Here is a 23,666-nt window from a genome sequence, read left to right on the forward strand (position 1 = left end):
AACAGAACGCGGCCTCCGGGCCCGACCGGTCGACGGGGCTGCGCATGAACACTCTCCTCCATTCGCTCGAACTGGCTCCGTTGTGGGGTCTCGTGTCGATCAGGGACATGGGGACCGACGACTATCCTCAGTCGGCCGACGGCGACTACGAGTGCCTGGCCGGGCGTGGGCAGATCTACGTCAGCACCCGGACCGACTCCGAGGGCGATGTGCGAGTCCGGGTGTACCTGGGCAAAGCCGACCCGGCGGTGATGAGGGTCATCCACGAGGGCGTCATGGAGTTCAAGTCGGGCATCATCTCCATCACGGCTCCCGCGATGGAGGACGAGGAGACCGTCATCCTGCCGGCCGCCGGAGTCTGGCAGGTGGGAGTGGCGGTCTCCGGGGGCGGCTCACCCGATTCCGTGGACGTCTACCTCTCCAGCGTTTCCTGATCAGGTCCGCCACGGCCGGGCGGGGCGGCGTACCTGCCCGGCCCGGCCGGTTGCGCACGGCCGTACGATCGGATCTTCCGATATTGCTGTCGGCCGGGGTCCCGGTCTGGCAAACTCGCCGCTTGTGCAGCAAGTTGCGGGTGATCTACGCGGTTGGCTTCGCTCTCTGACGGATGAGCGGCTGGGTGAGTTCCTCCGGGTCCCGACCACACTTCCCTTCCTGGCCGGCATTCGGGTCGACGGCAGACCGCGCGGCGTCACGTGGAAGCGCCGTGAACTCCTGACCGCGCGGGCGTTCCTGGGGCGCGAGCCACTGGATGTGCTCAGCGCGATCGGCCAGCAGGCGGCCGACTTCGCGGACCACCTGCTGCTGCGGGTCCACGGCTTCTCCCCGGAGGAGATACGCGACCCCGATCCGGAGCAGTTCGGTCGCATGCTCACCCGGCTTCCCCCGGTGCTGGCGCACGCCCGCCTCCATCACCTCGTCCACCACCGCCCGACGCTGGAAGCGGACTGGGGTGTCAGTGTCGAGGAGTTGCTACGGTGCGCCGATACCCCGGGCACCGTGGTGCACGGCAACGGCGGTCCCGCGGGTCAGGAGCCGACCGAACCGTCACCCCCCGAATCCGAACAGGAGAGAAGCGCTCAGGTGAAGAGCCAGCCGGCCCACCAGGTCCTGTCCGCCGCCGCGGAGGAGCTGCGGCACGCGGCCACCACGCTGGCCCGGGACCTGCGCACCCTCGCGGACCTGGCCGAGACCGGCAGCGTCCTCGAACCGGCCGGCCTGGACGACAAGCTGGCCGTCTACACGGCCGGCCGGGCCCTGCTCGCCGAGCAGGTCGCCGGTACCGGGCACCGGTGGGAAGCGGCCGCGACGTTCGACGACCTCGATTCGGTGATCGCGAACCTCGCCGAGGCGCACGAGCAGGCAGAAGCACGCCATGCCCGGGCCGCGGAGCTGCGGGTCCGCTACGACCGGTACACCGATCTGCTGCAGGACGAGGACGACGCGGTCGCCCGTACCGCTCTGGAGGCGGCACGGGGCCGGATCGCGGAGCAGATCGAGGAGATCGGCGGAGTGCTCCCCACGCCGACCGTCGTCCCCGTGGACCTGCCGCACCAGCCGGAGCCGGAGCAGGCACCCGTCCCCGAGGACGAATCGGAGCCCGAACCGCCCACTGACGCAACCCCGGCTCCGAACCCGGCGGAGGAGGACGGCCCCGCCGGGGACACCGCGCCATCGGCCGACGAGGAGTCGACAGCGGGTTCGCAACCGCAGCCGCAGTCGCGGGAGGATGCGCAGGAGGAACCGGCGCAAGGGTCCCCCTCGGCGCAGCCGCCCGTGTCCGAGCCGGCGGCCGACCTCGATCCGGAGCCTGAGCAGCGCCCGTCCTTCCTCCCCTGGCAGCCTCTGGCCGAGGGCCCCGGGCCAGTGGCCGAACTGGTGCGTCAGGGCAGGCTTGCCGAGGCGTTCTGGTACACCCGCGGCTCGGACGAGGGCACGCTGCGCGCCGACACCCTGGCCTTCGCCGAGGCCGCGTTCGCCTGCCAGGACAGCGACGCGGCCACGGCGGTGCTCTCGGCCTTCGGGCACGGCCCCGCGGAGTTCCGGGACGACCGGAGTGCCCAGATCGTCGCCACGGTGGCCTCGCTGCGCGCGGGCCTGGTGGCGGGCTGGCCCAACGACCTGCTCAACCAGGCGGAGCCGATCACCGGTCTGCCCGCGCCCTGGGCTCGGTTGCTGGAGGCCGCCGGGGCGACCGTGCGCCACTGCAAACGGGTGAATCCGACGGGCGGTTGGCTGGTGGACCCGGCCCCGGGCCTGACCCGGGAGGTGATCGGTGAGCAGGCGCGCGAGCTGCTGGTGACGCTCCCCCAGCGCAAGACCAGCTACGCACGGGCGACGCAGGTGCTGACCCGCCTGGCGTCGGAGGGGCAGCCGTTGGGCATCACGCTGCGGACGATCGTGGAGTGGGCGCAGGGCCGGGCGGGCCTGGAGGCCCTGGACGCGGTGGCCGAGCAGTTCGCCCGACGGGACTGCGGCGAGCGACTGATCGTGGACGCGGACGTCATGGTCCGCACCAGCAAGCAGGGCCGCGAGCCGATCGAGGCGAAGGCCAAGCAGGCACTGCTGCGGGCGATCACGAGCGTCAGTGATCTGCTGGACCGGGCCCGAAGCATCGCGGCGTCCCAGGCCGGCGCCGGACTCTCCGGGTCGTTGAAGGGCGTGTTGGCCCATGTGGCGGACGAGCCGTCGCCGCCCGGGGTGGACGGCGCGCTGCTGCACCTGCTGCGGCAGTGGCTCTGCGGCAAGGCGCTCGTGGCGACACCACTGAGCGTCGGTGACGACGAGGGCTTCCCGGAGGACCTCCGCGACCACCGGCCCGATGCGCGGCCGCTGCTCGTTCTGACCGACTTGCCGCGGTTGGACGACGGCACCCCCGACCCCGACGCGGACGGCTACGGCGAGGAGGCGTTGTCGCCGCTGCTGTCGCGGGTCGACGGCGACGCGGCGCTGCGGGCGCACTCCGAGCGTGGCGACCTGCACCTTGCCGAGGCGCTGGCCTCGGCGCTGGGCGAGGGCGCGGTGCCGGCCGTCGGCACAGGGGCCGTGCGGGCCGCCGACCACGCCCGGACGATCGAGGCGGCACGTACGAACTGGAGTACCCGGCTGCGGGCCGAGCACGCCGATGCCTCCGGGCTTCTGGCGGAGCTGCGGATCCAGCAGGCCCCGGACCCCGCCGCGGAGCGGGAGTTCAGCGCCGAGCTCGCCGGTCTGGACCAGCCCAGGCCGGACGGCGCCTACCGGGCAGCGGTGGAGCAGGTCCGGGCGCTGACCGGCCGACTGCGGGAGGCCGTCTCCGCGTACGCGGGGCAACTGCGTGCCGACATTTCCGAGTTGGAGCTCTCGGACTCCGACCGCTCCCGCTTCGAACAGGCGCTGGACAAGCGCGACCTGGTCACTGCCGCGGAGTACCTGGCCATGGCCAGGCGCGGCGAACCCCTGCCGGACTGGAGCGCCCTGGACTGGGGCGCCGACCTCACCGAGTTCTCCGCCGGTCTGGGACTGCGCGTCACGCAGCGGCAGGGCCAGGGCTACAGCGCCGAGCCCTGGGCTCGGCACTACGCCGCGAACGGCGAGTTGACCGAGGCGGTCGGGCCGGCACTGGAGGCGTGGGAGGCGCTGTGCAACGCCTCCACCCGGGCACGCGAGTGGCAGCGTCACCTCCCGCGGGTGCTGCGCCTGTTGGGTCTGGAGGCCGACCCGGGGTCCCTCACCCACGTCGACGACGGCCAGCGCCGCATCGGACTGTTGCGCACGACCGTACGCGCCAAGGTCAGCGAGTCGAGGCCCGGCTACGTCGCCTCCCTCGGCTCCCGGGCCCGGGGCCAGTACACCGTCGTCATCGTCCCCGAGGAACTGGTCGGCCGCAGCGTCCTTGACCTGCTGGACGAGCGCGACAGCGGTGCCACGCTGGTCCTCTACCTGCACCCCCTGGGACTCGCCGGGCGCCGCAGGCTCGCCGAGCGCGCCCGGGCGGGCGCCCGCCCGGCGCTGGTCGTCGATCCCGCCGTGCTGGGCTGGATCGCCGCCCGCTCTCCCCGCAGCTTCCGCGCGCTCCAGCGCGTGACCCTGCCCTGGACCGGGTTCAACCCCTACACGCCGTTCGTCGCCGGCCTGGTGCCTCCCGAGGTGTTCTACGGCCGCACCCAGGAGATCGACCAGGTCGTCGACCCCCTGGGCGGCCTCTTCCTCTACGGCGGACGCCAGTTGGGCAAGTCCGCGCTGCTGCGACGGGTCGAGTCCACTTTCGCCACCGAGCACCGGAAGGTCGTGTACCTCGACCTGAAGGCGCACGGCATCGGCGAGGCCGAGCCGGCCGAGCGGATCTGGCCCAATCTCGCCGCCCAGTTGCACCGCGTCGGCGTGCTGCGCCAGGTCGGTGCCAAGTGTGTCCCGGACACGGTGCTGGACCAGATCGAGAACTGGCTCACCGCCGATCCCCAGCGGCGCCTGCTCGTACTCGCGGACGAGGCCGACGCCTTCCTGACCGCCGACTCCCGCTCGGCGAACGGCCACGGCGGCGAGTCGACGTTCCCCAACGTCCTGCGCCTCAAGCGGCTGATGGACAGTACCGAGCGCCGCTTCAAGGTCGTCTTCGCCGGCCTCCACCAGGTCCAGCGCTTCGGCACCCTGTCCAACGTACCGCTCACCCACGGCGGACCCGATGTCCTCGTCGGCCCGCTCCACCCGAGCGAGGCGCAGCCCCTGGTCGTCGAGCCGATGGCCGCGCTCGGCTACACCTTCGAGCGGCCCGAGCTGGCCTGGCAGGTGCTCGCGGCGACCAACTTCCAGGCCTCGCTGGTGCAGATCTTCTGCGACCAGCTGGTCTCGGCGCTGCGGGCCAAGCCCGTCGCCGACCACTGGCCCATCACCGTCACCGAGGCCGATGTACGCACCGTCACCGCCTCGCCGCAGGTCCGCGAGCGCATCGCCGAGCGGATGCGGATCACGATCAATCTGGAGGACCGCTACCGGGTACTCACCCTGGTGATCGCCCTGCGCAGCCTCAAGGACGCCCATCGGCGCGGCTACCAGCCCGACGAACTGCTCCAGGAGGCCCGCGAACGATGGCGGGACGGCTTCGAGAACCTCAACTCCAGCCAGGTGCGGATCTACCTGGACGAGATGGTGGGCCTGGGCCTGCTGGTCCGCCAGCCCGGCGACGACCCGACCTACGCGGTCCGCAGCCCCAACGTCATCGGTGTCCTCGGCACACCCGACGCACTCGAACACGAGCTGCGCGACACCGAGTTCCGGCTCCCCATCGAGTACAACCCGCGCTACTCCAGGCGTCTGCTCGGCCACTCGCCCAGCGGCGTCCAGACCTTCAGTCCGCTCACCGAGGACCAACTGCACGCCGCCACCGGCCAGGGGGTGAGCGCGGTGTGCGTGACCGAGGTGCTGCGCCCGGCCCTGGCGGTCAAGGCCATCGAGGCCTACGCCGCGGCCCGGGGCATCACGGTGGCCCACAGCGACGGCCCCCGCCTCAAGTCCAGCCTCGCCACGCTCGCCAAGGGGAAGGTCGCCCAGCTGGTCATCGTCGACCTCCGCCGCCGCAGCCAGGGCGAACTGACCAATGCCCTCGACCGCCTCCGGGAGCACACTGCCGCGGCGAGCCCCGCCGACCGCTCGGCGGTGATCATCGTCGACCCGATGGGCGTCTACGAGCGCACCGACCTCATCGGTGAGGCGATCCGGCCCCAACGGTGGACGGCCGACAGCCTTCGCGCCTGGCCCGAGTCCCCCTTCGAGACGCCCGAGCGGCGACGCAGGCTGGTGGAGGCCACCGGCGGTTGGCCGGCGCTGGTGGAGCAGACGATCCATCAGGTCTCACGCACCGGTACCTCCGTCGACGCCGCCCTGGAGGGCATTCGCAACGTCACGGCACGCGCCGACTACGGCGCCGTGCACCTCCAGAACGTCGGCCTCGACAAGAACCTCGCCGAGTTGCTCACCCGCTGGACCGAACTGCTGGAGAGCCCCGAGGAGGACACCCCCGCCCGGATCGCGTCGATCATCGACGTTCCCGAGGACCAGGTCCTCGACCTCGTGCGGAGGCTCACCGACCTCGGAGTCCTGGACGAGGGCGACAAGGGGATAGCGCTCGACCCGGTGACCTTCCGGGCCCTGGTCTCCGCGGCGGAGCAGGAATGACGGTCGCCTCCGCGCCTCGGACCGCGCCGGGTTCCGACCCCCACGGCCTCGCCACGCTGCCCGGCGTCCGGCTCTGGATACGACGCGTCGCCAAGGATCTGGCGGCCGGGCACAGCTGCCTGCTGCTCGTGCCCGCCGCGATGCCCGACTCGGCGGCGCTCCTGCCCGGGATCCTCACCACTCAGCCCCGCTGGCTGCGGGTGCCGCCACCGGGTGCTCCGTCGGCACCGGGTGAACCCGAGCCCGACGAGCCCGAGCCCGAGCCCGAGCCGCTGTGGTCGGCCCAGCCGCCCGTCCTCGACATCGACGACAGCTTCCTCACCGGGATCATGGCCTCCGTGTTCGGAGCCGACCCCGTCGCAGCCCCCGACCCCGCACCGCGCCTCCCCCTCCCCCGTGTCGCGCCCGACCGCGTCCGGGACGTGGAAGCCCGCCTCGAAAGCCTTCTGCCCAGCGAGTCGACCCGCTCCGTCTACGACCGGCTGACCAGCGATCACGCCGACGGCTGCGTCTACGTCCTGGACGCGGCGGACGAGAAGGATCCCGAGGCGCTCGCCCAGTTGCTGCTGCGCTTGCCCGCCTCGGCCAAGGCCGCCGGCCTGGCGCCCGACCAACGACCGCGGCTGCTTGTCATCGCCACCCCTGACGACCTGCCTCCGGCCTACCCCGACCGGCTGACCGGCGAGGACGTCGCCGTCCACTGGTGGTGGGGAGCCACCGGCCGCCTCGACACCGCATCGGTCACCGCTGTCAACCGTCCGCTGCGCGCCCGTGCCGCACTCACCGGCCGTCACCGCATCGAGGAGGTGCTCGTCCAGGCCACCATCGTCGAGGTCTGCGGCCCCCATCTCGATCTCGCCGCCGCCCTCGCGCGTCTCTGGGACGGCCGGCCCGAGAGCCTTCCCGCCGCCTTGAACGGCGCCTACGCGGCCACCCGTGTACCGGTGCCCCTTCCGGGTGATTCCCCAACCCCCGTCCAGCACAGCGGCGGCCTCGCCCAGCAGCCACCCGCCGCTCTGGTTCTACGGTGGAACGCGGGCGCCGTCGACTCCTGGGACGGCCACCTGCGCCCCCATCCCGCCACCGCCAGCGGCCGCACCCTGGACAAGCTCATCTGGCTGGCCCAGAACCGCACCCTGCTCCCGCTCATCGACGACGCCCGCGAGGCCCTGGCGACCCGGGTACTGCCCACCGCCACCCTCCCCGCCGACCAGATGCTCGCCGTCTACGGCACCGACCGCGCCACCCCTACGGACACCAGCACGACCGAGCGACTGCACTCCCTGGAACTGGGCCAGCTCGCGACCGCCAAGAGCGACGGTCGGCTTCGGTTCACTTCGGCGCAGGCCACGACCCTGTTCACCTTACGCAACGCCCGTAACTGCCTCAGCCACCGCGAACACCTCGGCGGCGCCACCCTGCACCGCCTGTTCGAGCAGCTCAGCCTGGACCAATAGCCGGATGCCGGGCGTCACCCGCGTCCACGGACCGCTCCCGTGGGCTCCCTGCCGCCTCGTCCACGCACGCCGATGCGAGTACCCGGTAGCGGGTTGGACGGCGGCAGGGAGCCGCCGGGGTGTCAGCGGCCGGTGCGGACGGAGCGGACGGCGTTCAGGATCAGGTCGGTGACGGGTCCCGGGTCGCTCACGGAGACGGCGTGCGGGGCGCGGACGGTCACGGTGCGGGCGCGGGCGCGCTTGGCCATCCACTGTTCGGCGGCCGGCGGGATGTTCCGGTCCTCGGTCGCGACGAGGTACCAGCTGGGGATGGTCTTCCAGGCCGCCGCGGTGGCGGGCTCCTGGAGTGCGGCGAGGCTGATCGGCCGCTGCGCCGCGGCCATCACCTGGGCGGTCCGGACCGGGACGCCGGCCGCGAACTGCTGGTGGAACGCGTCCTGCCGGATGACCAGTTCCTCGCCCTGTCCCCCGCCGGGCAGCGGGTAGTGCTGACTGGCGGTGGCCTGGCCCAGGGTGCTGCCCGGGAAGGCGCCGGTGAGCTGCAGCGCGCTCTCCCCGACCTCGGGGACGAACGCGGCGATGTAGACCAGGGCCTTGACCCGCGCCGCGCCGGCCGCGGCCTGGCTGATGACCGCGCCGCCGTAGGAGTGCCCCACCAGGACGATCGGGCCGCTGACGCTGTCCAGGACGCTGCGGATGTAGGCGGCGTCGCTCGCGAGTCCGCGCAGCGGCAGGGCCGGTGCCAGCACGCGGTGGCCCAGGCGCTGCAGGCGGCCGACCACGCCGCTCCAGCTGGAGGCGTCGGCGAACGCGCCGTGGATCAGGACGACGGTGGGGGCGTCCGGGCGCTCGTGCGGGCCGCGCGGCGCGTCGGCGGCCGCGGTAGCCGGCACGGCGGACGCGACGCCGGCGGTGCCCAGCACGGCGGCACCGGCCAGCAGGGAGGCCGTCACGGTGCGGCGGGAGATGGCTGTGTTCATGGTTCGTTCTCCGGTTCGGGGGAAGGGCCGCGCCCGGCGGCCGGACGGCCGGGGCGCGGCCGACGACGGGTGGCTCAGGCGCAGGTGGCCCGGACGGCTTCCTCGATCAGGTCCGCGACGCGCTGGGGGTGGGAGAGCATCACCAGGTGCGAGGAGTCGACCTCGACGGTGGTCATGCCGGCCCGCCGGTAGCCGTAGCGCTCGACGTCGGGGTTGATGGTGCGGTCGGAGGAGGCGACCAGGCCCCAGGAGGGCTTGGTCTTCCAGGCGGCGGCCGGGGCGGCCTCGGTGAACGCCTGCGCCGCCAGCGGGCGCTGGGAGACCGCGAGCACCTCGGCGAGGCGGCGGTCGACGTCGGCCGCGAAGATCGCCGGGAACCGCTCGGGCCGCACCGTCACGTCGGTACCGGTGCCCGCGCCGCCCTCCAGGGGGAAAGGGGTGTACACGAGGGCGGCGGAGAGGCCGGAGTCCGGGAAGCGGCCCTGCAGTTCGCCGAGGCTCTCGCCCTTCTCCAGGGCGTAGCCGGCGAGGTAGACCAGCGCCTTGACGTTGTCCTCGGTGCCCGCGGCGGTGATCACCGCGCCGCCGTAGGAGTGGCCCACGAGGACGACGGGGCCGGGTATCTGCCGCACGAGCGAGGCGACGTAGGCGGCGTCGCCGATCAGGCTCCGGTTGGGAACGGCCGGTGCGACGACGTCCAGGCCGCGGGCGACGAGCCGCGGGATCACCTGCGCGAAGCTGGACGCGTCGGCGAACGCGCCGTGGACGAGGACGACGGTCGGACGGGGGGAACGGGACATGGGAGGACTCCCTCGTGGTGTCGTGGCGGGCGGGCGGCAGGGCCTGCCGGCCGGCCCGGCGGCCGCCGCACCGGTACGGGGGAAACGGTAGGAACGGAGGTCCGGGCGCACTTGTCCGCCAGCGCCCCGGTGACGGCCCGTCCGCGCCCACCCGCGCCCACCTGCGCCGATCGGCGTCCGGCCACACCCGGCACACCCTGTGCTCACCAACCGACAGGCCTTCAAACAACAGGCGAACAACCCGAAGCGGCTGCGGATTGGCGACCCATGCTCGAAATTTGGTGTAGAATCATAGGCATGAGGGAGGCCTTAGGGCCGATGCCGAAGGCAGCGGCAGGCCACCCGCCGACAGGGGGAACGACCGCCATGAACTACCACCTCGATACCGCTCGCGCCATCATCGACGAGCGCATGCGGGAGGCCGAGCAGCACCGCCTCGCGCACGCGCTGTACCTGAAGAACCGCGCCGAGGCCAAGACCCGCCGGGCACGCCTGCTCCTCGCCCGTCTCGGCGGATGAGCACCACCCCAGCCGGCCGTCACCCGCAGTGTGACGGCCGGCTGTCGCGTTTCTGAGAGGCCGTCGGTCCAGGCGGCGCGGCCGATGGCGAACCGGTCGGCCGTCAGCAGCCGGGCACCGGCCTCGCTCCCGTTCTCACGCCAGTCCTCACGCCCAGAGCGCCTGGGCGAACGCCCAGCCGGCGAACGCCGATCCCAGTCCCGCGGTCACGCTGCCCACCACGTTCAGCACCGCGAAGAGGCCCGCGCCGCTCTCGGCCAGCCGCAGGGTCTCGTAGGAGAAGGTCGAGTAGGTGGTCAGGGCCCCGCAGAAGCCGGTGCCGACCAGCAGCTGCACCTCGGGGGAGGCGGCCCCGGCGGCGACCGCCCCGGTCAGCAGCCCGAGCACGAGGGAGCCGGCCACGTTGACGGTGAAGGTCCCCCACGGGAACCCCGTGTCATGGCGGGCCTGCACGGCCCGGTCGGTCAGGTAGCGCAGCGGCGCTCCGACGGCCGCGCCCGCGACCACCAGCAGCCAGTTCACTTCTCCCCCTCGGCACGGCCGGCGGCACCGGCCCCGCAGTCGTCGCCGGCCGCGGTCGCGGCCGGCCGGTCTCGGTCGGGCGACACCTGCGACACCCGCGGCGCCCGCCCGGTGCGCCCCGTCATCGCGGCCTCCGGCCGAACGCCGGCCGGGCCGACGCCGCGCCCGCCCACACCGCCACCAGCGCCGCGGCCACCGTCGCCGCCAGGTACGCCAGAGCGGCCGGGGCGCGGTCGGCCAGGACCAGGCGCTGGACGTCCACCGTGTAGGTCGAGAAGGTGGTGAACCCGCCCAGCACCCCCGTGCCGAAGAACGGCCGCACCAGCGGGTGCACCGTCCGGACCTCGGTGATCAGCGTCAGGAAGACCCCGATCACCGCGCAGCCGAGCGCGTTCACCAGCAGGGTGGTCCAGGGGAAGGCGTCCGGCGCGACCGGCCAGGCCAGCGCGGCACCGTACCGGGCGACGGCGCCCAGCGCGCCGCCGACGGCGATCACGGCCACGGCGGACATCAGCTCGCGGCCCGGTCCGCGCCGACCCGGCCGGGGCGCGGCCGCGGGACCGAGGTCGGGGCCGACGGCGTCGACCGCCGTCGGGGGAAGGGGGTGTTCCACGGGCACACGTCTCCTACTCGCACCGCGCCCGACGGAAGCGGGCACACCAGTGTCAAGTAGGGACCGTTGGCGGCTCGGTGCCGCGGTTCGGGTACGGCGGGCCCCACCGCCGCGCACCGCCCGGGGGCGGCGCACGGACCACCCTACCCTCCCCCGTGCCGCGCCCCGCCACCGATACGCGGCCGCAACGTCTCTACCGGACCCTGATCCCTTCGATGAACGGATGAAACCCCGTCCACACGGGACCCTGACGTCCCGCCCCTAGCGTGCGGCCCATGCCGAAGACATCACCGCCCCACGGGCTCGCCGCCGACCGATCCGACCCTGCCCCTGCCCCCGTCCGGCCGCCCCGGCCGGGCGGGGGCATACGCCCCCCGGGGCCCGGTCGCGGTTCCGCACGCGCGCCTCAGTTCTTCTTCCGCAGCACCAGGTACTGGTCCGGCTTGGCCAGGTCCGTGGCGTAGCGGAGCGTGCCGTCCGGCTGCATCGTGATCAGGCGGTAGGGCGAGCGGTCGGCCAGGCAGTCCGCGCCGGGCGAGGAGCCGGTCGCCCGGGACGCGAAGGAGGCCTTGGCCTCGTCGGCCTCGGTGAGCGTCCACGCGCCCGCGCACCAGGTGCCGGTGTTCTTCGTCTCGGCGAGGATCCTGCTCTTCTCCTCGCTCCGGGCCGACTGGACGATGGTGAGGGTGACGGTGGAGACGTCCCCGTTGGCGGCCGTGCGCTCGCCGACCCAGATCCCGAGGTACTTCGCGGGGACGATACCGGGCCCCGGGGCCGTGGGGGACGCGTCGGGCTCGGGGCTCTCCTCGGCCGGGTCGGAGGCGTCGTCGGTCGGATCGGGGCTCTTCGGATCTGCGCTCTTCGGAGCGGGGCTCTTCGGAGCAGGGTTCTTCGGATCGGAGCTCCTCGGGGCCGGGGCGGTCGCCCCGGGGCCGGGGTCCGACGCCTCGCTCCGCCGGTCGTCGTCCCGTGCCCGCTCGTACAGCAGGTAGCCGCCGCCCAGCAGCAGGGCGGCCGCCAGGACGGCCGCCAGCGCGCCGTACCCCCGCCGGGTGCGCGGCTGTCCCGGGGGCGGCCCGTAGCCCGGCGCCGTGACCGGGACCGGGACCGACCGGGTGAGGGGCGGCGCGGGGGGCGGGAGCATGGTCGGCGGGCCGAAGGCCGGCGGGGGCGGCGGCCCGAAGCCGGGCACGGCCCCGCCCGCCGCCTCGGCCGCCCGGGCCGCCCTCGCCGCCTCGGCGACCGTCCGGCCCCCGGTGTCCGGCCACGCTCCGGCCGCCGGCTCCGGAGCCGGCGCGGCCGGTCCGGGCTCCCGCTCCCCCTCCAGGTCCAGCAGCTGCACCGCGCTGCGCCCGACCGCCGCCGCCAGCGCCGTCGGCAGCCAGTCGCCCCGCCCCAGCCGGGCGGCGGCCGTGCCGTCGCCGTCCAGCCGCTCCCGGAGCCGCTCCGGCGTCGGGCGGGCGGACGGGTCCTTGGCCAGGCAGTCACGGACGAGCGCGGACAGCGGGCCGGCCAGCCCGGAGAGGTCGGGCTCCTCGTGCAGCACCCGGTAGAGCAGGACGGGCGCGCTCACCCCGGAGCCGAACGGCATCCTGCCGGTCGCCGCGTAGGCGAGCACGGCGCCGAGCGAGAAGACGTCGCTGGCCGGCCCGGCGGGCAGGCCGTTCGCCTGCTCCGGTGACATGAAGCCCGGCGAGCCGAACACCTGGCCGGACTGGGTGAGCCCGGTGCCGGAGTCCAGCGCGCGGGCGATGCCGAAGTCGATCAGCCGCGGCCCGTCGAGGGTCAGCAGCACGTTCGACGGCTTGACGTCCCGGTGCACCAGCCCGAGGCCGTGCACCTGGGCGAGCGCCTCGGCGAGGCCCACGCCGAGGGCGCGGACGGCCGGCTCGGGCAGGGGCCCGAACTCCCGTACGGCCTCCGTGAGCGCCGGCCCGGCGACGTAGCCGGTGGCCACCCAGGGGTGGCCGCCCTCGGTGTCCGCGTCCAGGACCGGCGCCGTCCAGGTACCGCCGACCCGCCGGGCCGCCGCCACCTCCTGACGGAACCGGGCCCGGAACTCGGCGTCCCCGGCGAGGTCGCCGCGGACCACCTTGACCGCGACGGTGCGCCCGCCCACCGTCCGACCCAGGTAGACCCGGCCCATTCCGCCCGCCCCGAGCTGCCGCAGCAACCGGTACGCGCCCACCTGCCGCGGATCGTCCGCTGCCAGCGGCTGCATGCCCACGCTCCCCTCCACGCCCGGCGCGGCCTTCCCCGCCTCATGGGTCCTGAGCAGACGCTATCGGTCCGGAAGCACGCGTGGAACAAGATCGAGATCACGGAATGACCGACCGATTACCACGGGGCGGCCGACCGGACCACGTCCCGAGGCACATGACGGCCGGCGACTCCGGGCCGCGCTGGACGAGCGGCCCGGAAGCGGTTCCGGGGCGGACCTGTCAGACGCACCCCGGAAAGCCGGGCTCCGATCGCCGTCGAAAACAAACGCGGAGTACATAACTCCTCATTCCCATCGCGGAGTTGGATTCCGCTTGCGCCGCCGCGAATACCCTCGGCCGGGCGGCGCTCCGGCCCCGGCCGAGCCGGTTCACGAGAGGCACCGGAACCGCACCGGCGGATTTGGTGCCCTCTTGGGCGCGGGGCCCCTCCCCTTGGGGCAGAGTATGGGCTTCGACGCCGGGTAGCCGGACACCATGCCCCGGGTGTTCAATGAGTGTTGACTTCATGTCAGCAAGACCACCGGGGCGACATATTCCGACTTCGGCCGCCCCGGGGCCATGAGCCGCACACAGCGCGGATGGTGGGGTTTTGTCTACCATCGCGGGGGTGTTATCCCCCCTGCCCCGCGTCGGCACATGCAGCATCCTCGTGCTCCGGAGCCCAGACGCCGCCGGGGGTAAACGATGATCCGGGCGACTTCGCCGTCGACCGACGAGCCGGAGTTTGCGACGCCCCGCCACCCCCGGGGTGGTCGGGTCGAAGCCCTGGAGAACGCGCCGGGCGCGGTCCTCGGTGACGGCGGGGCGCCGGAAAAAACACGATCGCCCAAGCTCTGTCCGCTACCTGACACGCGGACAATCGCGCCAGTAGCCAAAAATGACGGTTACGGACTGTAGGATATCACTCATCCTGAATAACCGACTGCAGCGGGGGGCTGGCAGTGTGTGAACGTTTCGGGTAGGCCAGTGGTATGAGCTACATGGCAGCGGGTGGGAGCACGTCCGAAGAGCAGGCGCGGCGACGGCCGCGGCCGGACCGTGGCCGGGCGCCGCGGGCGCAGGCGCGTCCGGGGCGATCGCGCGGTGGGCGGCGGGCCGGCGCGGCGGATCCCGAGTCCTGTGTCCGGAGGGACCGGCGCCCTTGAGGCGGCCCGGCCCGCGACAGCGGACGGTCCACGTCGCACCGGGAGCGCTCCGGTGCACGGCCACCGCGCGACACGGGCGACCGGTGCACCCTGCCCGTCGCCGACAAACGCCTTACACAGTAGGGCAGTTCAATACAGTTGCAGGTTCAGGTATGCCCAGAGGGCGGAACGCAACGGGGAAGGGGGTACCGGCGATGACAGCGGGGGACGAGGTCGCGGGTAGGAGAGGAACGGCCCGACTCGGAAGTCGGCCGGAGGAACGCACGGGGGCCCATTGGCAGACATTCTCTGAACTCAGCGAGTAGGATCATGTTTTCGATCAACACGGATGAGTATGTCGGACCTCCACGGAATCGCACCCGGCACCTCGCCCCCGGTTCCGCCGGTCGGCGGGCCGCGTGGTCGTTGGAACCGGAGGAGGCCCTGGGCTTCCTCAAGGGAGTGATGCCGAGGATCACCTCCGGACCGGGGCAGGTGATCCTGGTCAGCGGCGGGATCGCCAGCGGCAAGACCCAGTTGATGCACGACTTCGGCCATGTCGCGACCCAGGCGGGCGCGTTGACGCTGTACGCCACGGGGGCCGCCGACGAGCAGCACGACTTCGGCGTGATCGACCAGTTACTGGCCTCCCTGAGACTGTCGGCCGAGGTTGCGCGGCGGGTGACCGCGATCCGCGGCCCGGCCGACAAGCGGCAGCTCGAAGGCTGGCAGACCGCGATGCGCACCGCGATCGACGACACGGCGGTGGTCCAGGGGCTCCGCCAGATCCTCCTGGAGCTGGCCGAGGAACACCCGATGGTCATCCTCGTCGACGACCTGCACTTCATCGACCGGCTCTCCTTCCAGATACTCCTGCAGCTGCAACGGCGGATCAAATCGACCAGGCTGCTGATGGTCCTGAGCCAGCCCGACCGGCCGACCGGCGGGCCCCGGACGCAGTGGGCCAGGACCGGCCTGCTCCCCCAGCACCACATCCGGCTCACCCCGTTGACCGAGTCCTCGGTCCGCGACTGGGTGCACGTGACCCTCGGCGGCGCCGTGGCGGCGGCCGGTGCCGTGTTCGGTCCGCTGAACGCCGCCCCCGCCGAGCCCTGGGCCGGCGCGCTCTCGCTGGTGGGCGCGGGCCCGGAGGAGGACCCGGTGCTCGAAGCGGCCGAGGCCCTGGTCGAGGCGGTCGACACCGCCCCCGACCACCCCTGTGCCGACCTGCCCGCACTGATCCTGGACCTCAGCGGGGGCAACCCGCTCCTCGTCGAGGCCCTGATCGACGACTGCACCGATCTCGACGGGGACCCCTGCCGGCTGCCGGGCGCCGGCTACGCGTACGCCGTGTCGGCGGTGCTCGGCCGCCGCGATCCGCTCCTGCCGAAGGTGGCGGGCGCGCTGGCCCTGCTCGACGGCTACGGCTCCCCGGACACGGTGGCCGAACTCTCCGGGATCGAGATCGACTCCGCGGTCGAGATCCTCGACGCCCTGACCGGGGCCGGCCTGATCGCCGAGGGGGCGTTCCGCCACCCGGTGGCCGCCTCGGCCGCCCTCGGCTGCCTGTCCCCGGAGGTCCTCTCCGACCTCCACGTCCGGGCCGCCGAACTGAAGTACCGCCAGGCGGCACCGGTCGGCGAGATCGCCCGGCACCTGGTGGCCTCGGCCGCCACGCCCGGCGACTGGGCGTTCCCGGTCCTGTGCTCGGCGGCCGACCACGCGATGCTCGGCGACGAACTGGACTTCTCCCAGCGCTGCCTCAAGCTCGCACTGGACCTCGCGCCCGGCCACGAGCAGCGCCGGGAGGTGCTCAGCCGGCTCGCCAACGGCACCTTCCGGGTCAATCCGCTGATCACCCAGTCCTACCTCGCGGCCCTGCGCCAGACCTCCCGGGAGGAGTCCGCCGAGCACGCGGGCCGCGCCTCCTCGGCCGGCGGCCGCGGCACCGCCTCGCCCACCGGCGGGGCGGCGTCCGCGGGCCGCTCCGGCACCGGCCAGACCGAGCTGGCGATGCTGGCCCGGATGGCGCTGTGGAACGGTGACGAGGCCGGGTTCAAGCAGGCCCTGGAGTGCCTGCGGAGCGGCCCGGACGCACTCGATCCGCAGTCCGAGGCGGTGCTGATGCTCGCCCACCAGTGGTACTTCGGCCCGTCCCGGTCGCAGCTGGCCGAGGACACCGAACTGGCCGACCTCGACCCGTGGATCGGCACCGCCCGCACCCTGGCCGGCATCTGGGCGCACGGCGGCCTGGCCAACACCAGTGCCAACCAGATCCTGCGGAACTGCCGGCTGTCCGACCTCACCTTCGAAGCGCTGCTCACCGCGATCACCGCGCTGGACTACGGCGGCAAGGCCGAGCTGGCCGAGCAGTGGTGCGCCGTGCTGAGCAGCAAGGCGGTCGCGCACGGCGCGGTCACCTGGCAGGCGATGATCGACGGCGTCTGGTCCGGGATCGCCCTGCGGCGCGGGGACATCCCCACCGCGATCGCGCTGGCGGAGTCCTCCCTGCGGATGCAGAGCTGGGGGGTGCCGGTCAGCTACCCGCTGACCACCCTGCTGAGCGCGCACACCGCGACCGGGGACTTCGACAAGGTGGAGAAGACGCTGCGCCACCCGGTGCCGGACGCCGCCTTCAACACCGTCTACGGCCTGCGCTACCTGCGGGCCCGGGGGCGGTACCACCTGGCCGCCGAACGGCCGCTGGCGGCGATCACCGACATCCACGACTGCCGCCGGATGATGCTCCGCCGGGACCTGGACCTGCCGATGCTGGTGCCGTGGCGCAGCGATCTGGCCGAGGCGCACCTGAAGATGGGCGACACCTCGCTGGCCCTGCGGCTGGCCCGGCAGCAACTCGAACTGTCCTCCGACTCCGACGCCGGCTCGCGGGGCGCGGCCCTGCTGGTCCTGGCCCAGGCCGGGGCGGGCGACGAGCACCAGGAGCCCGCGAGCCAGGCGGTGGAGTGCCTCACCGCCGGCGGGGACCGGCTCGAACTGGCGCGGGCGCTGAAGCTGCTGGGCCTGCCCGGGCCGCAGTTCCTGCAGCCGGCCGGGGTGCCGGTCGTCGACCTCGACGACACCCGCCGCCGGCTCCGGGCCTCGGCCCTGCTCTCCGACATCACGGTGGAGCCGGAGAGCGAGCCGGCCGACTCGGCCGCGCTGAGCGAGGCCGAGCTGCGGGTGGCCCGGCTGGCCGTCCTGGGCCGGACCAACCGTCAGATCAGCAACGCCCTGTTCATCACGGTGAGCACGGTCGAGCAGCACCTCACCAGGATCTACAAGAAGCTGGGCATCCGGGGCCGGAGCGACCTGCCGGCCTCACTGACGGTCTGAGCCCGCTCTCCCGCGGGGAGGGAGCGGACGACCGGGGAACCGGACGGTCCTCGGAGGATCCCGCCGAACGCGCTCCGTCGGAGCGGGTTCGGCGGGATCCTTCCGTCTGCCGGGCCGGGGTGGCGGAAGGATCCCGACCATCACCGGCCCGGGCTGCCGTCGGCTCAGGTGGTCGCGGCCCCCGGCCGGTACCGGACCCGGTGCCAGCGGCTGCGGCCGGGCGGGCCGGTCGGGCCCGGCGGGCCGGTGGGGCCGGCCGGTCCCGACGGGCCTGGCGGGCCGGTCACGAGGATTCGAGCTCGTCGTCGAGGATCCCGAACAGCTCCTCGGCGGTGATCGCGTCGAGGTCCTCGGCCGGATCGGCGTCCGCGGCCGTCCCAGGCGCCCCGGAGGTACCGGCCGCGGTCCCGGCCGCGGCGGCGACCAGGGCGCGCAGCCCGGCCGTGGCCTCGGAGCGCTCCGGGTCCGTCAGGGCCCCGGACTCCAGCAGGGCCCGGATCGCGGCCAGGTGGTCGGCCAGCGCGGATCCGGCACTGGGCAGTTCCTCGCCGAGCCGGGCCGCCAGGGCGGACACCGCCGGGTAGTCGAAGACGACCGTGGCCGGCAGCCGGCAGCCGGTGACCGCGTCCAGCCGGTTGCGCAGCTCGATCGCGGTCAGCGAGTCGAGGCCGAGTTCGAGGAAGCCCTTGTCCGGGTCGACGGCCTCGGGGCGGTCGTGGCCGAGCACCGCCGCGGTGGCGGCCCGCACCAGCTCGACCAGGGCGTCCGCCCGGTCGCGCCCGGCCAGCTCGGCGATCCGGGCCCAGGCCCCGCCGGCGGCCGGTGCGCCCGCGCCCTCGGCGCCCGTTCCCGGCCCCGCCGCCGCGCGGCGGCGCACGGGTCCGCGGAGCAGGCCGCGCAGCAGGTGCGGCACCTCCCCGGCGTCCGCGGCCTGGGCGGCGAGTGCGGAGAGGTCGAGGTTGACCGGCAGCAGGACCGGTTCCTCGCCGCGGACCGCCGCGTCGAACAGGGCGAGCCCCTCGGCGACCGAGAGCTCCTGGACTCCGCCCCGGGCCAGCCGGACCCGGTCGGACTCCCGCAGCCCGGCGCCCATGCCGCCGCCAGCCGCCTCGTCGGCCCACAGGCCCCAGGCCAGGCTGTGCGCGACCCGGCCGTCGGCGGCGCGCCGGGCGGCCAGGGCGTCGAGGAAGGCGTTGGCCGCCGCGTAGCTGCCCTGGCCGGCGGCGCCGAGGGTGCCGCTGACGGAGGAGAACAGCGCGAACACCGCCAGGTCGAGGCCCTCGGTGAGGGCGTGCAGGTTCCAGGCCGCGTCGATCTTCGGGCGCAGCACCGCCGCCATCCGCTGCGGGGTCAGCGAGCCGATCACGCCGTCGTCGACCACGCCCGCCGCGTGCACCAGCCCGGTGAGCGGCCGGTCGGCGGGGATCGAGCCGAGCAGCCGCTCCAGCGCGTCCCGGTCGGCGGCGTCGCAGGCGGCCACCGTCACCTCGGCGCCGAGCGCGGTCAGTTCGGCGGCCAGCTCGGCCGCGCCGGGGGCGTCCGGGCCGCGGCGCCCGGCCAGCAACAGGTTCCGGGCGCCGTGGCCGGTCACCAGGTGCCGGGCGAGCGCGGCGCCGAGCGCGCCGGTGCCGCCGGTGATCAGTACGGTGCCGGCCGGGTCGAGCCCGGGGCGGTCCGCCGGTTCCGGCCGGGTGCGGGCCAGCCGCGGGACCGTCGGCACGCCGTCCCGTACGGCGAGGCACGGTTCGCCGCCCAGGGCGAGGGCGAGCGCGGCGGGCGGCAGGACGGCGTCCGGCGCCGGGTCCGACGGCGTGCCCGCCGGGGCGGCGGGCTCCAGGTCCAGCAGGACGAAGCGGCCGGGGTACTCCTGCTGGACGGTGCGGATCAGGCCCCAGAGCGGGGCGTGCACCAGGTCCGTGACGGTGTCCCCGGGGCCGGCGGCGACCGCACCCCGGGTCACCACGGCGATCCGGTGGTCGGCGAACCGCGGGTCGGCGGCCCAGCCCTGCACCAGGGCGAGCATCCGGTCCGCGGCGGCGCGGGCGGCGGGCGCGTCCTGCTCCCCGGCGGGCGCCCAGCACGGCAGGAGGACCAGCGGCGCCGCCTCGCCGGTGCCCGGCTGCGGGCCGGCCGCGGCCAGCGCCGCCCAGTCCGGGTACGCCAGGACCGGGTGCCCGGCGGCCGCCAGCGCCGTGCCGAGGCCGAGGCCGTCGCCGCCCAGGACGGTGCAGGCGGCGGGGGCGGGGGTCTGCCCGGGGTCGGCCGCGGGAGTCCAGTCGAGGCGGAACAGCCGGTCGGCCCCGGTGCCGGCCGCCGGGCCGCCGGGGGCCGGGATCGAGCGGAAGGCGAGTTCGGCGACGCTGAGGACCGGTCGGCCGTCCGGGTCGGCCGCGCTGATCGCCGCCGCGTCGGGGCCGTTGAAGGAGACCCGCACCCGGAGCGCGGCCGCGCCCGCCGCGTGCAGGCGCACGCCCGACCAGGAGAACGGCACCATGCCCCGGTCGGTCTGCGGCCCGGCGAAGCCGACCGCGTGCAGGACGGCGTCCAGCAGCGCCGGGTGCAGGCCGAAGGCGCCCGCCTCCTCCTGCTCGGACGCGGGCAGCGCGACCTCGGCGTGGATGTCCTCCCCGACGGTCCACGCCGCGGTGAGCCCGCGGAAGGCGGGGCCGTAGGCGTACCCCTGCTCGGCGAGGGCCGGGTAGACGCCGGAGAGGTCCAGGGCGGTGGCCCCGGCCGGCGGCCAGGCCTCCGGCAGCGGCGCGGGGGCGCTCCCGGCCCCGTCCGCGGCGAGGGTGCCGACCGCGTGCCGGGTCCAGCGTTCCTCGCCCGCTCCGGCGGCCGTCACGGCCGGGCGCGAGTGGATCGTGACGGTGCGCCGGTCGGCCTCGTCCGGTCCGTCCACCGCGACCCGCAGGTCCGTGCCCGCCGCGGTGTCCAGCACCAGCGGGGCCTCCAGGGTGAGCTCCTCCAGCAGCGGGCAGCCGACCTCGTCCCCGGCCCGGACGGCGAGCTCCACGAACCCGGTGCCGGGCAGCAGGACCGCGCCGTGGACGGCGTGGTCGGCCAGCCAGGGCCGGGAGGTCGGGGAGATCCGGCCGGTCAGCACGACCCCGCCGGTCTCGGGCAGGTCCACGACCGCGCCCAGCAGCGGATGGGCCGCCGCACCCTGGCCTGCGCCGGCCGAGCCCGCGGCCGCCGCGCCGCCCGCCGAGCGGCCGAGCCAGTACTCGCGCTCCTCGAACCCGTACCGGGGCAGGTCCACCCGGCGGGCGCCGCTGCCCGCGTAGTAGGCGGGCCAGTCCACCGGCGCGCCGTGGGCGTGCAGGGCGCCGAGGGCGGTGGCGATCGTCGTCTCCTCGACCCGGTCGCGGCGGAGCAGCGGGACGGCCAGGACGTCCTCGGCGGCGCTCCCGGCGGCGTCGAGGCACTGGCCGACCAGGGCGGTCAGCGTGGCGTCCGGGCCGAGCTCGACGAAGCGGGTCACGCCCTGGTCGAGCAGGGTCCGGACGCCGTCGGCGAACCGCACCGTCTCCCGGACGTGCCGCACCCAGTACTCGGGGTCCTGCAGCTCGCCGGCCGCGACCAGGGCGCCGGTCAGGTTCGACACCACCGGGATCCGGGCCAGGCCGTACTCCAGGCCCTTGGCCGTACGGCGGAACTCGTCGAGCATCGGCTCCATCAGGGCGGAGTGGAAGGCGTGCGAGACGGTCAGCGCCTTGCTGCGCCCGAACCCGGCGGCGACCCGGGCCACCACCTCGGCCTCGCCCGAGATCACCACGGCGCGCGGGCCGTTGACGGCGGCGACGTCCACGCCCGGCAGCAGCGCGGCGCGGACCTCGTCCTCGGTGGCGACGACGGCGGTCATCGCGCCGCCGGCCGGCAGCGCCTGCATCAGCCGGCCGCGGGCCGCCACCAGGGCGCAGGCGTCCTCCAGCGACCAGACCCCGGCCGCGTACGCCGCCGCGAGCTCGCCGATCGAGTGCCCGGCCACGAAGTCCGGGCGCAGCCCCCAGGACTCCGCCAGGCGGTACAGCGCCACTTCGACGGCGAACAGCGCGGCCTGGGCGTGGCCGGTCAGGTTCAGGGCCTCGGCGTCCGTCCCGATCACCGCGCGCAGCGGCCGGTCCAGGTGCCGGTCCAGTTCGGCGCAGACCTCGTCGAACGCGGCCGCGAACGCGGGGAAGGCCGCGGCCGCCGCGGCGCCCATCCCGGCCCGCTGCGCGCCCTGGCCGGTGAACAGGAACGCGGTGGCCGCGCCGGGCCGCACCGCACCGCCCAGCACCGAGGGCGACGGGCGGCCCGCGGCGAGCGCGGCCAGACCGTCCAGCAGCTCTCCGGTGTCGGCCCCGAGCACCACCGCGCGGTGCTCCAGGGCGGCGCGGGAGGTGGCGAGCGAGAACCCGACGTCGACCGGGTCCCGTCCCGCCCCGAGGAGGGCGTCCCGCAGCCGGGCCGCCTGCCGCGGCAGGGCCTCGGCGCTGTGCGCCGACACCGGCCAGAGCAGCGGCCCCGCCGGGGCGGAGACCTCCCGCGCGGGCTCCTCGGCGCGGAACTCCTCCAGGATCACGTGCGCGTTCGTCCCGCTGATCCCGAACGAGGAGACGCCGGCCCGGCGCACCCGCTCCCCCTCCGGCCAGGGCACCGGCTCCGTCAGCAGCTCGACCCGGCCGGCCGTCCAGTCCACCTGCGGGGACGGCTCGTCGCTGTACAGGCTCCGGGGCAGCACGCCGTGCCGCATCGCCATCATCATCTTGACGACCCCGGCGACGCCGGCGGCGGCCTGGGCGTGCCCCATGTTCGACTTGACCGACCCCAGCCACAGCGGCCGGCCGTCGGCCCGCTCCTGCCCGTAGGTGGCCAGCAGGGCCTGGGCCTCGATCGGGTCGCCGAGCCGGGTGCCGGTGCCGTGGCCGTCCACCGCGTCCACGTCCGCCGCCGCCAGGCCCGCGTCGGCGAGGGCGGCCCGGATCACCCGCTGCTGCGAGGGGCCGTTGGGCGCGGTGAAGCCGCTGGACGCGCCGTCGGAGTTGACCGCCGTCCCGCGCACCACGCCCAGGATCCGGCGCCCGTTGCGGATCGCGTCCGACAGCCGCTCGACCACCAGGACGCCGGCGCCCTCGGCCCAGCCGACGCCGTCGGCCGAGGCCGAGTACGACTTGCAGCGCCCGTCCGAGGCCAGGCCGCGCTGCCGGGAGAACTCGATGAACGCCTCGGGCGTGGCCATCACCGTCACGCCGCCGACCAGGACCAGCGAGCACTCGCCGCGGCGCAGCGCCTGCGCGGCCAGGTGGAGGCCGACCAGCGAGGACGAGCAGGCCGTGTCGACCGTCATCGACGGCCCTTCCAGCCCCAGGGTGTAGGAGACCCGGCCGGAGACCACGCTGAGTTCGGTGCTGGTCAGCAGGTGCCCGGCGGCGTCCGCCGCGTCGGCGCCGCGCACCCCGTAGTCCGAGAAGCTGCACCCGGCGAACACCCCGGTGGCGCTGCCGCGCAGGCCGACCGGGTCGATGCCCGCGTCCTCCAGGGCCTCCCAGGAGCACTGGAGGAACAGCCGCTGCTGCGGGTCCATCGCCAGCGCCTCCCGGGGGGAGATGCCGAAGAACCCGGCGTCGAACCGCGCGGCGTCCTCCACGAACCCGCCGGACTTGGCGTAGGTGGTGCCGACGTGCTCCGGGTCGGGGTGGTAGATGCCGTCGACGTCCCAGCCCCGGTCGGCGGGGAACTCTCCGACGGCGTCGATCCCCTCGGCGACCAGCTCCCAGAGCGCGTCGGCACCGTCGACCCCGCCCGGGTAGCGGCAGCCGACGCCGACCACCGCCAGCGGCTCGGCCGCCGCGGCGGCCAGCTGCTGGTTCTGCCGGCGCAGGCGCTTGGCCTCCTTGAGGGACGCCCGCAGCGCCTCTTCCAGACGTTCGGTGGAGCCGGTCACGTGCGGGCCTC

General features: G+C 74.7%; 11 protein-coding genes and 1 pseudogene. 5 read left to right on the forward strand and 7 right to left on the reverse strand.

The window, feature by feature from the left end; all coding sequences use genetic code 11:
• The first annotated feature begins 44 nt into the window (after window positions 1-44).
• The gene (locus ACFVFS_RS22090; protein WP_380626314.1) at window positions 45-434 is read left to right on the forward strand and encodes a hypothetical protein; all 390 of its coding nucleotides are present in this window, start codon (window positions 45-47) and stop codon (window positions 432-434) included.
• Window positions 435-579: 145 nt separating this feature from the next.
• On the opposite strand, the gene ACFVFS_RS22095 is transcribed toward ACFVFS_RS22090, so the two are convergent.
• Entirely contained in the window at window positions 580-927 is a 348-nt protein-coding gene (locus ACFVFS_RS22095) for a hypothetical protein (protein WP_380626315.1), read from the reverse strand.
• Window positions 928-1,083: 156 nt separating this feature from the next.
• Here ACFVFS_RS22095 and ACFVFS_RS22100 point away from each other — a divergent pair, with 156 nt between their 5' ends.
• Both ACFVFS_RS22100 and ACFVFS_RS22105 read left to right on the forward strand, forming a co-directional pair.
• A complete protein-coding gene (locus ACFVFS_RS22100) occupies window positions 1,084-6,153 on the forward strand; it encodes a hypothetical protein (protein ID WP_380626316.1) in 5,070 nt (1,689 codons plus the stop codon).
• A complete protein-coding gene (locus ACFVFS_RS22105; RefSeq protein WP_380626317.1) occupies window positions 6,150-7,610 on the forward strand; it encodes a hypothetical protein in 1,461 nt (486 codons plus the stop codon). Before ACFVFS_RS22100 ends, ACFVFS_RS22105 begins: the two co-directional genes overlap by 4 nt.
• Before the next feature lie 122 nt (window positions 7,611-7,732).
• Here ACFVFS_RS22105 and ACFVFS_RS22110 read toward each other — a convergent pair whose 3' ends face one another.
• Entirely contained in the window at window positions 7,733-8,590 is an 858-nt protein-coding gene (locus ACFVFS_RS22110) for an alpha/beta fold hydrolase (protein WP_380626318.1), read from the reverse strand.
• A gap of 74 nt (window positions 8,591-8,664) precedes the next feature.
• A complete protein-coding gene (locus ACFVFS_RS22115; protein ID WP_380626319.1) occupies window positions 8,665-9,390 on the reverse strand; it encodes an alpha/beta fold hydrolase in 726 nt (241 codons plus the stop codon).
• A 366-nt stretch (window positions 9,391-9,756) separates the two neighbouring features.
• On the opposite strand from ACFVFS_RS22115, the gene ACFVFS_RS22120 reads away from it, so the two are divergent.
• Window positions 9,757-9,909 (forward strand): hypothetical protein, encoded by a 153-nt coding sequence (locus ACFVFS_RS22120; protein ID WP_209413824.1) that lies wholly within the window; start codon window positions 9,757-9,759, stop codon window positions 9,907-9,909.
• A 147-nt stretch (window positions 9,910-10,056) separates the two neighbouring features.
• Here the strand turns inward: ACFVFS_RS22120 and crcB (ACFVFS_RS22125) are convergent, their stop codons facing one another.
• The 3 genes from crcB (ACFVFS_RS22125) to ACFVFS_RS22135 form a co-directional block, all read right to left on the reverse strand.
• Window positions 10,057-10,431, reverse strand: a complete 375-nt coding sequence (crcB, locus tag ACFVFS_RS22125) for a fluoride efflux transporter CrcB (protein ID WP_380626320.1) — start codon at window positions 10,429-10,431, stop codon at window positions 10,057-10,059.
• Window positions 10,432-10,552: 121 nt separating this feature from the next.
• Window positions 10,553-11,050 carry a fluoride efflux transporter CrcB gene (gene crcB, locus ACFVFS_RS22130; RefSeq protein ID WP_380626321.1) on the reverse strand — a complete coding sequence of 166 codons (498 nt, stop codon included), beginning with the start codon at window positions 11,048-11,050 and terminating at the stop codon, window positions 10,553-10,555.
• Window positions 11,051-11,450: 400 nt separating this feature from the next.
• Window positions 11,451-13,265, reverse strand: coding sequence for a protein kinase (locus tag ACFVFS_RS22135; protein WP_380626322.1), 1,815 nt, complete (start codon window positions 13,263-13,265; stop codon window positions 11,451-11,453).
• Window positions 13,266-14,720: 1,455 nt separating this feature from the next.
• Here ACFVFS_RS22135 and ACFVFS_RS22140 point away from each other — a divergent pair.
• The gene (locus ACFVFS_RS22140) at window positions 14,721-17,726 is read left to right on the forward strand and encodes an AAA family ATPase (protein ID WP_380626323.1); all 3,006 of its coding nucleotides are present in this window, start codon (window positions 14,721-14,723) and stop codon (window positions 17,724-17,726) included.
• Between the two features lie 283 nt (window positions 17,727-18,009).
• Here the strand turns inward: ACFVFS_RS22140 and ACFVFS_RS22145 are convergent.
• Window positions 18,010-23,634 (reverse strand): annotated as a pseudogene (locus tag ACFVFS_RS22145) (type I polyketide synthase); the annotation flags it as partial.
• Between the last annotated feature and the right edge of the window lie 32 nt (window positions 23,635-23,666).

Source organism: Kitasatospora sp. NPDC057692, from assembly GCF_042799475.1.
Lineage (GTDB): Bacteria > Actinomycetota > Actinomycetes > Streptomycetales > Streptomycetaceae > Kitasatospora.

Bases quoted from the DNA above. Each gene is read 5' to 3' on its own strand.
- ACFVFS_RS22105 (WP_380626317.1), top strand. From the start codon at position 6,150: ATGACGGTCGCCTCCGCGCCTCGGACCGCGCCGGGTTCCGACCCCCAC.
- ACFVFS_RS22135 (WP_380626322.1), bottom strand. From the start codon at position 13,265: ATGCAGCCGCTGGCAGCGGACGATCCGCGGCAGGTGGGCGCGTACCGG.
- ACFVFS_RS22140 (WP_380626323.1), top strand. From the start codon at position 14,721: ATGTTTTCGATCAACACGGATGAGTATGTCGGACCTCCACGGAATCGC.
- ACFVFS_RS22115 (WP_380626319.1), bottom strand. From the start codon at position 9,390: ATGTCCCGTTCCCCCCGTCCGACCGTCGTCCTCGTCCACGGCGCGTTC.
- ACFVFS_RS22120 (WP_209413824.1), top strand. From the start codon at position 9,757: ATGAACTACCACCTCGATACCGCTCGCGCCATCATCGACGAGCGCATG.
- ACFVFS_RS22090 (WP_380626314.1), top strand. From the start codon at position 45: ATGAACACTCTCCTCCATTCGCTCGAACTGGCTCCGTTGTGGGGTCTC.
- ACFVFS_RS22110 (WP_380626318.1), bottom strand. From the start codon at position 8,590: ATGAACACAGCCATCTCCCGCCGCACCGTGACGGCCTCCCTGCTGGCC.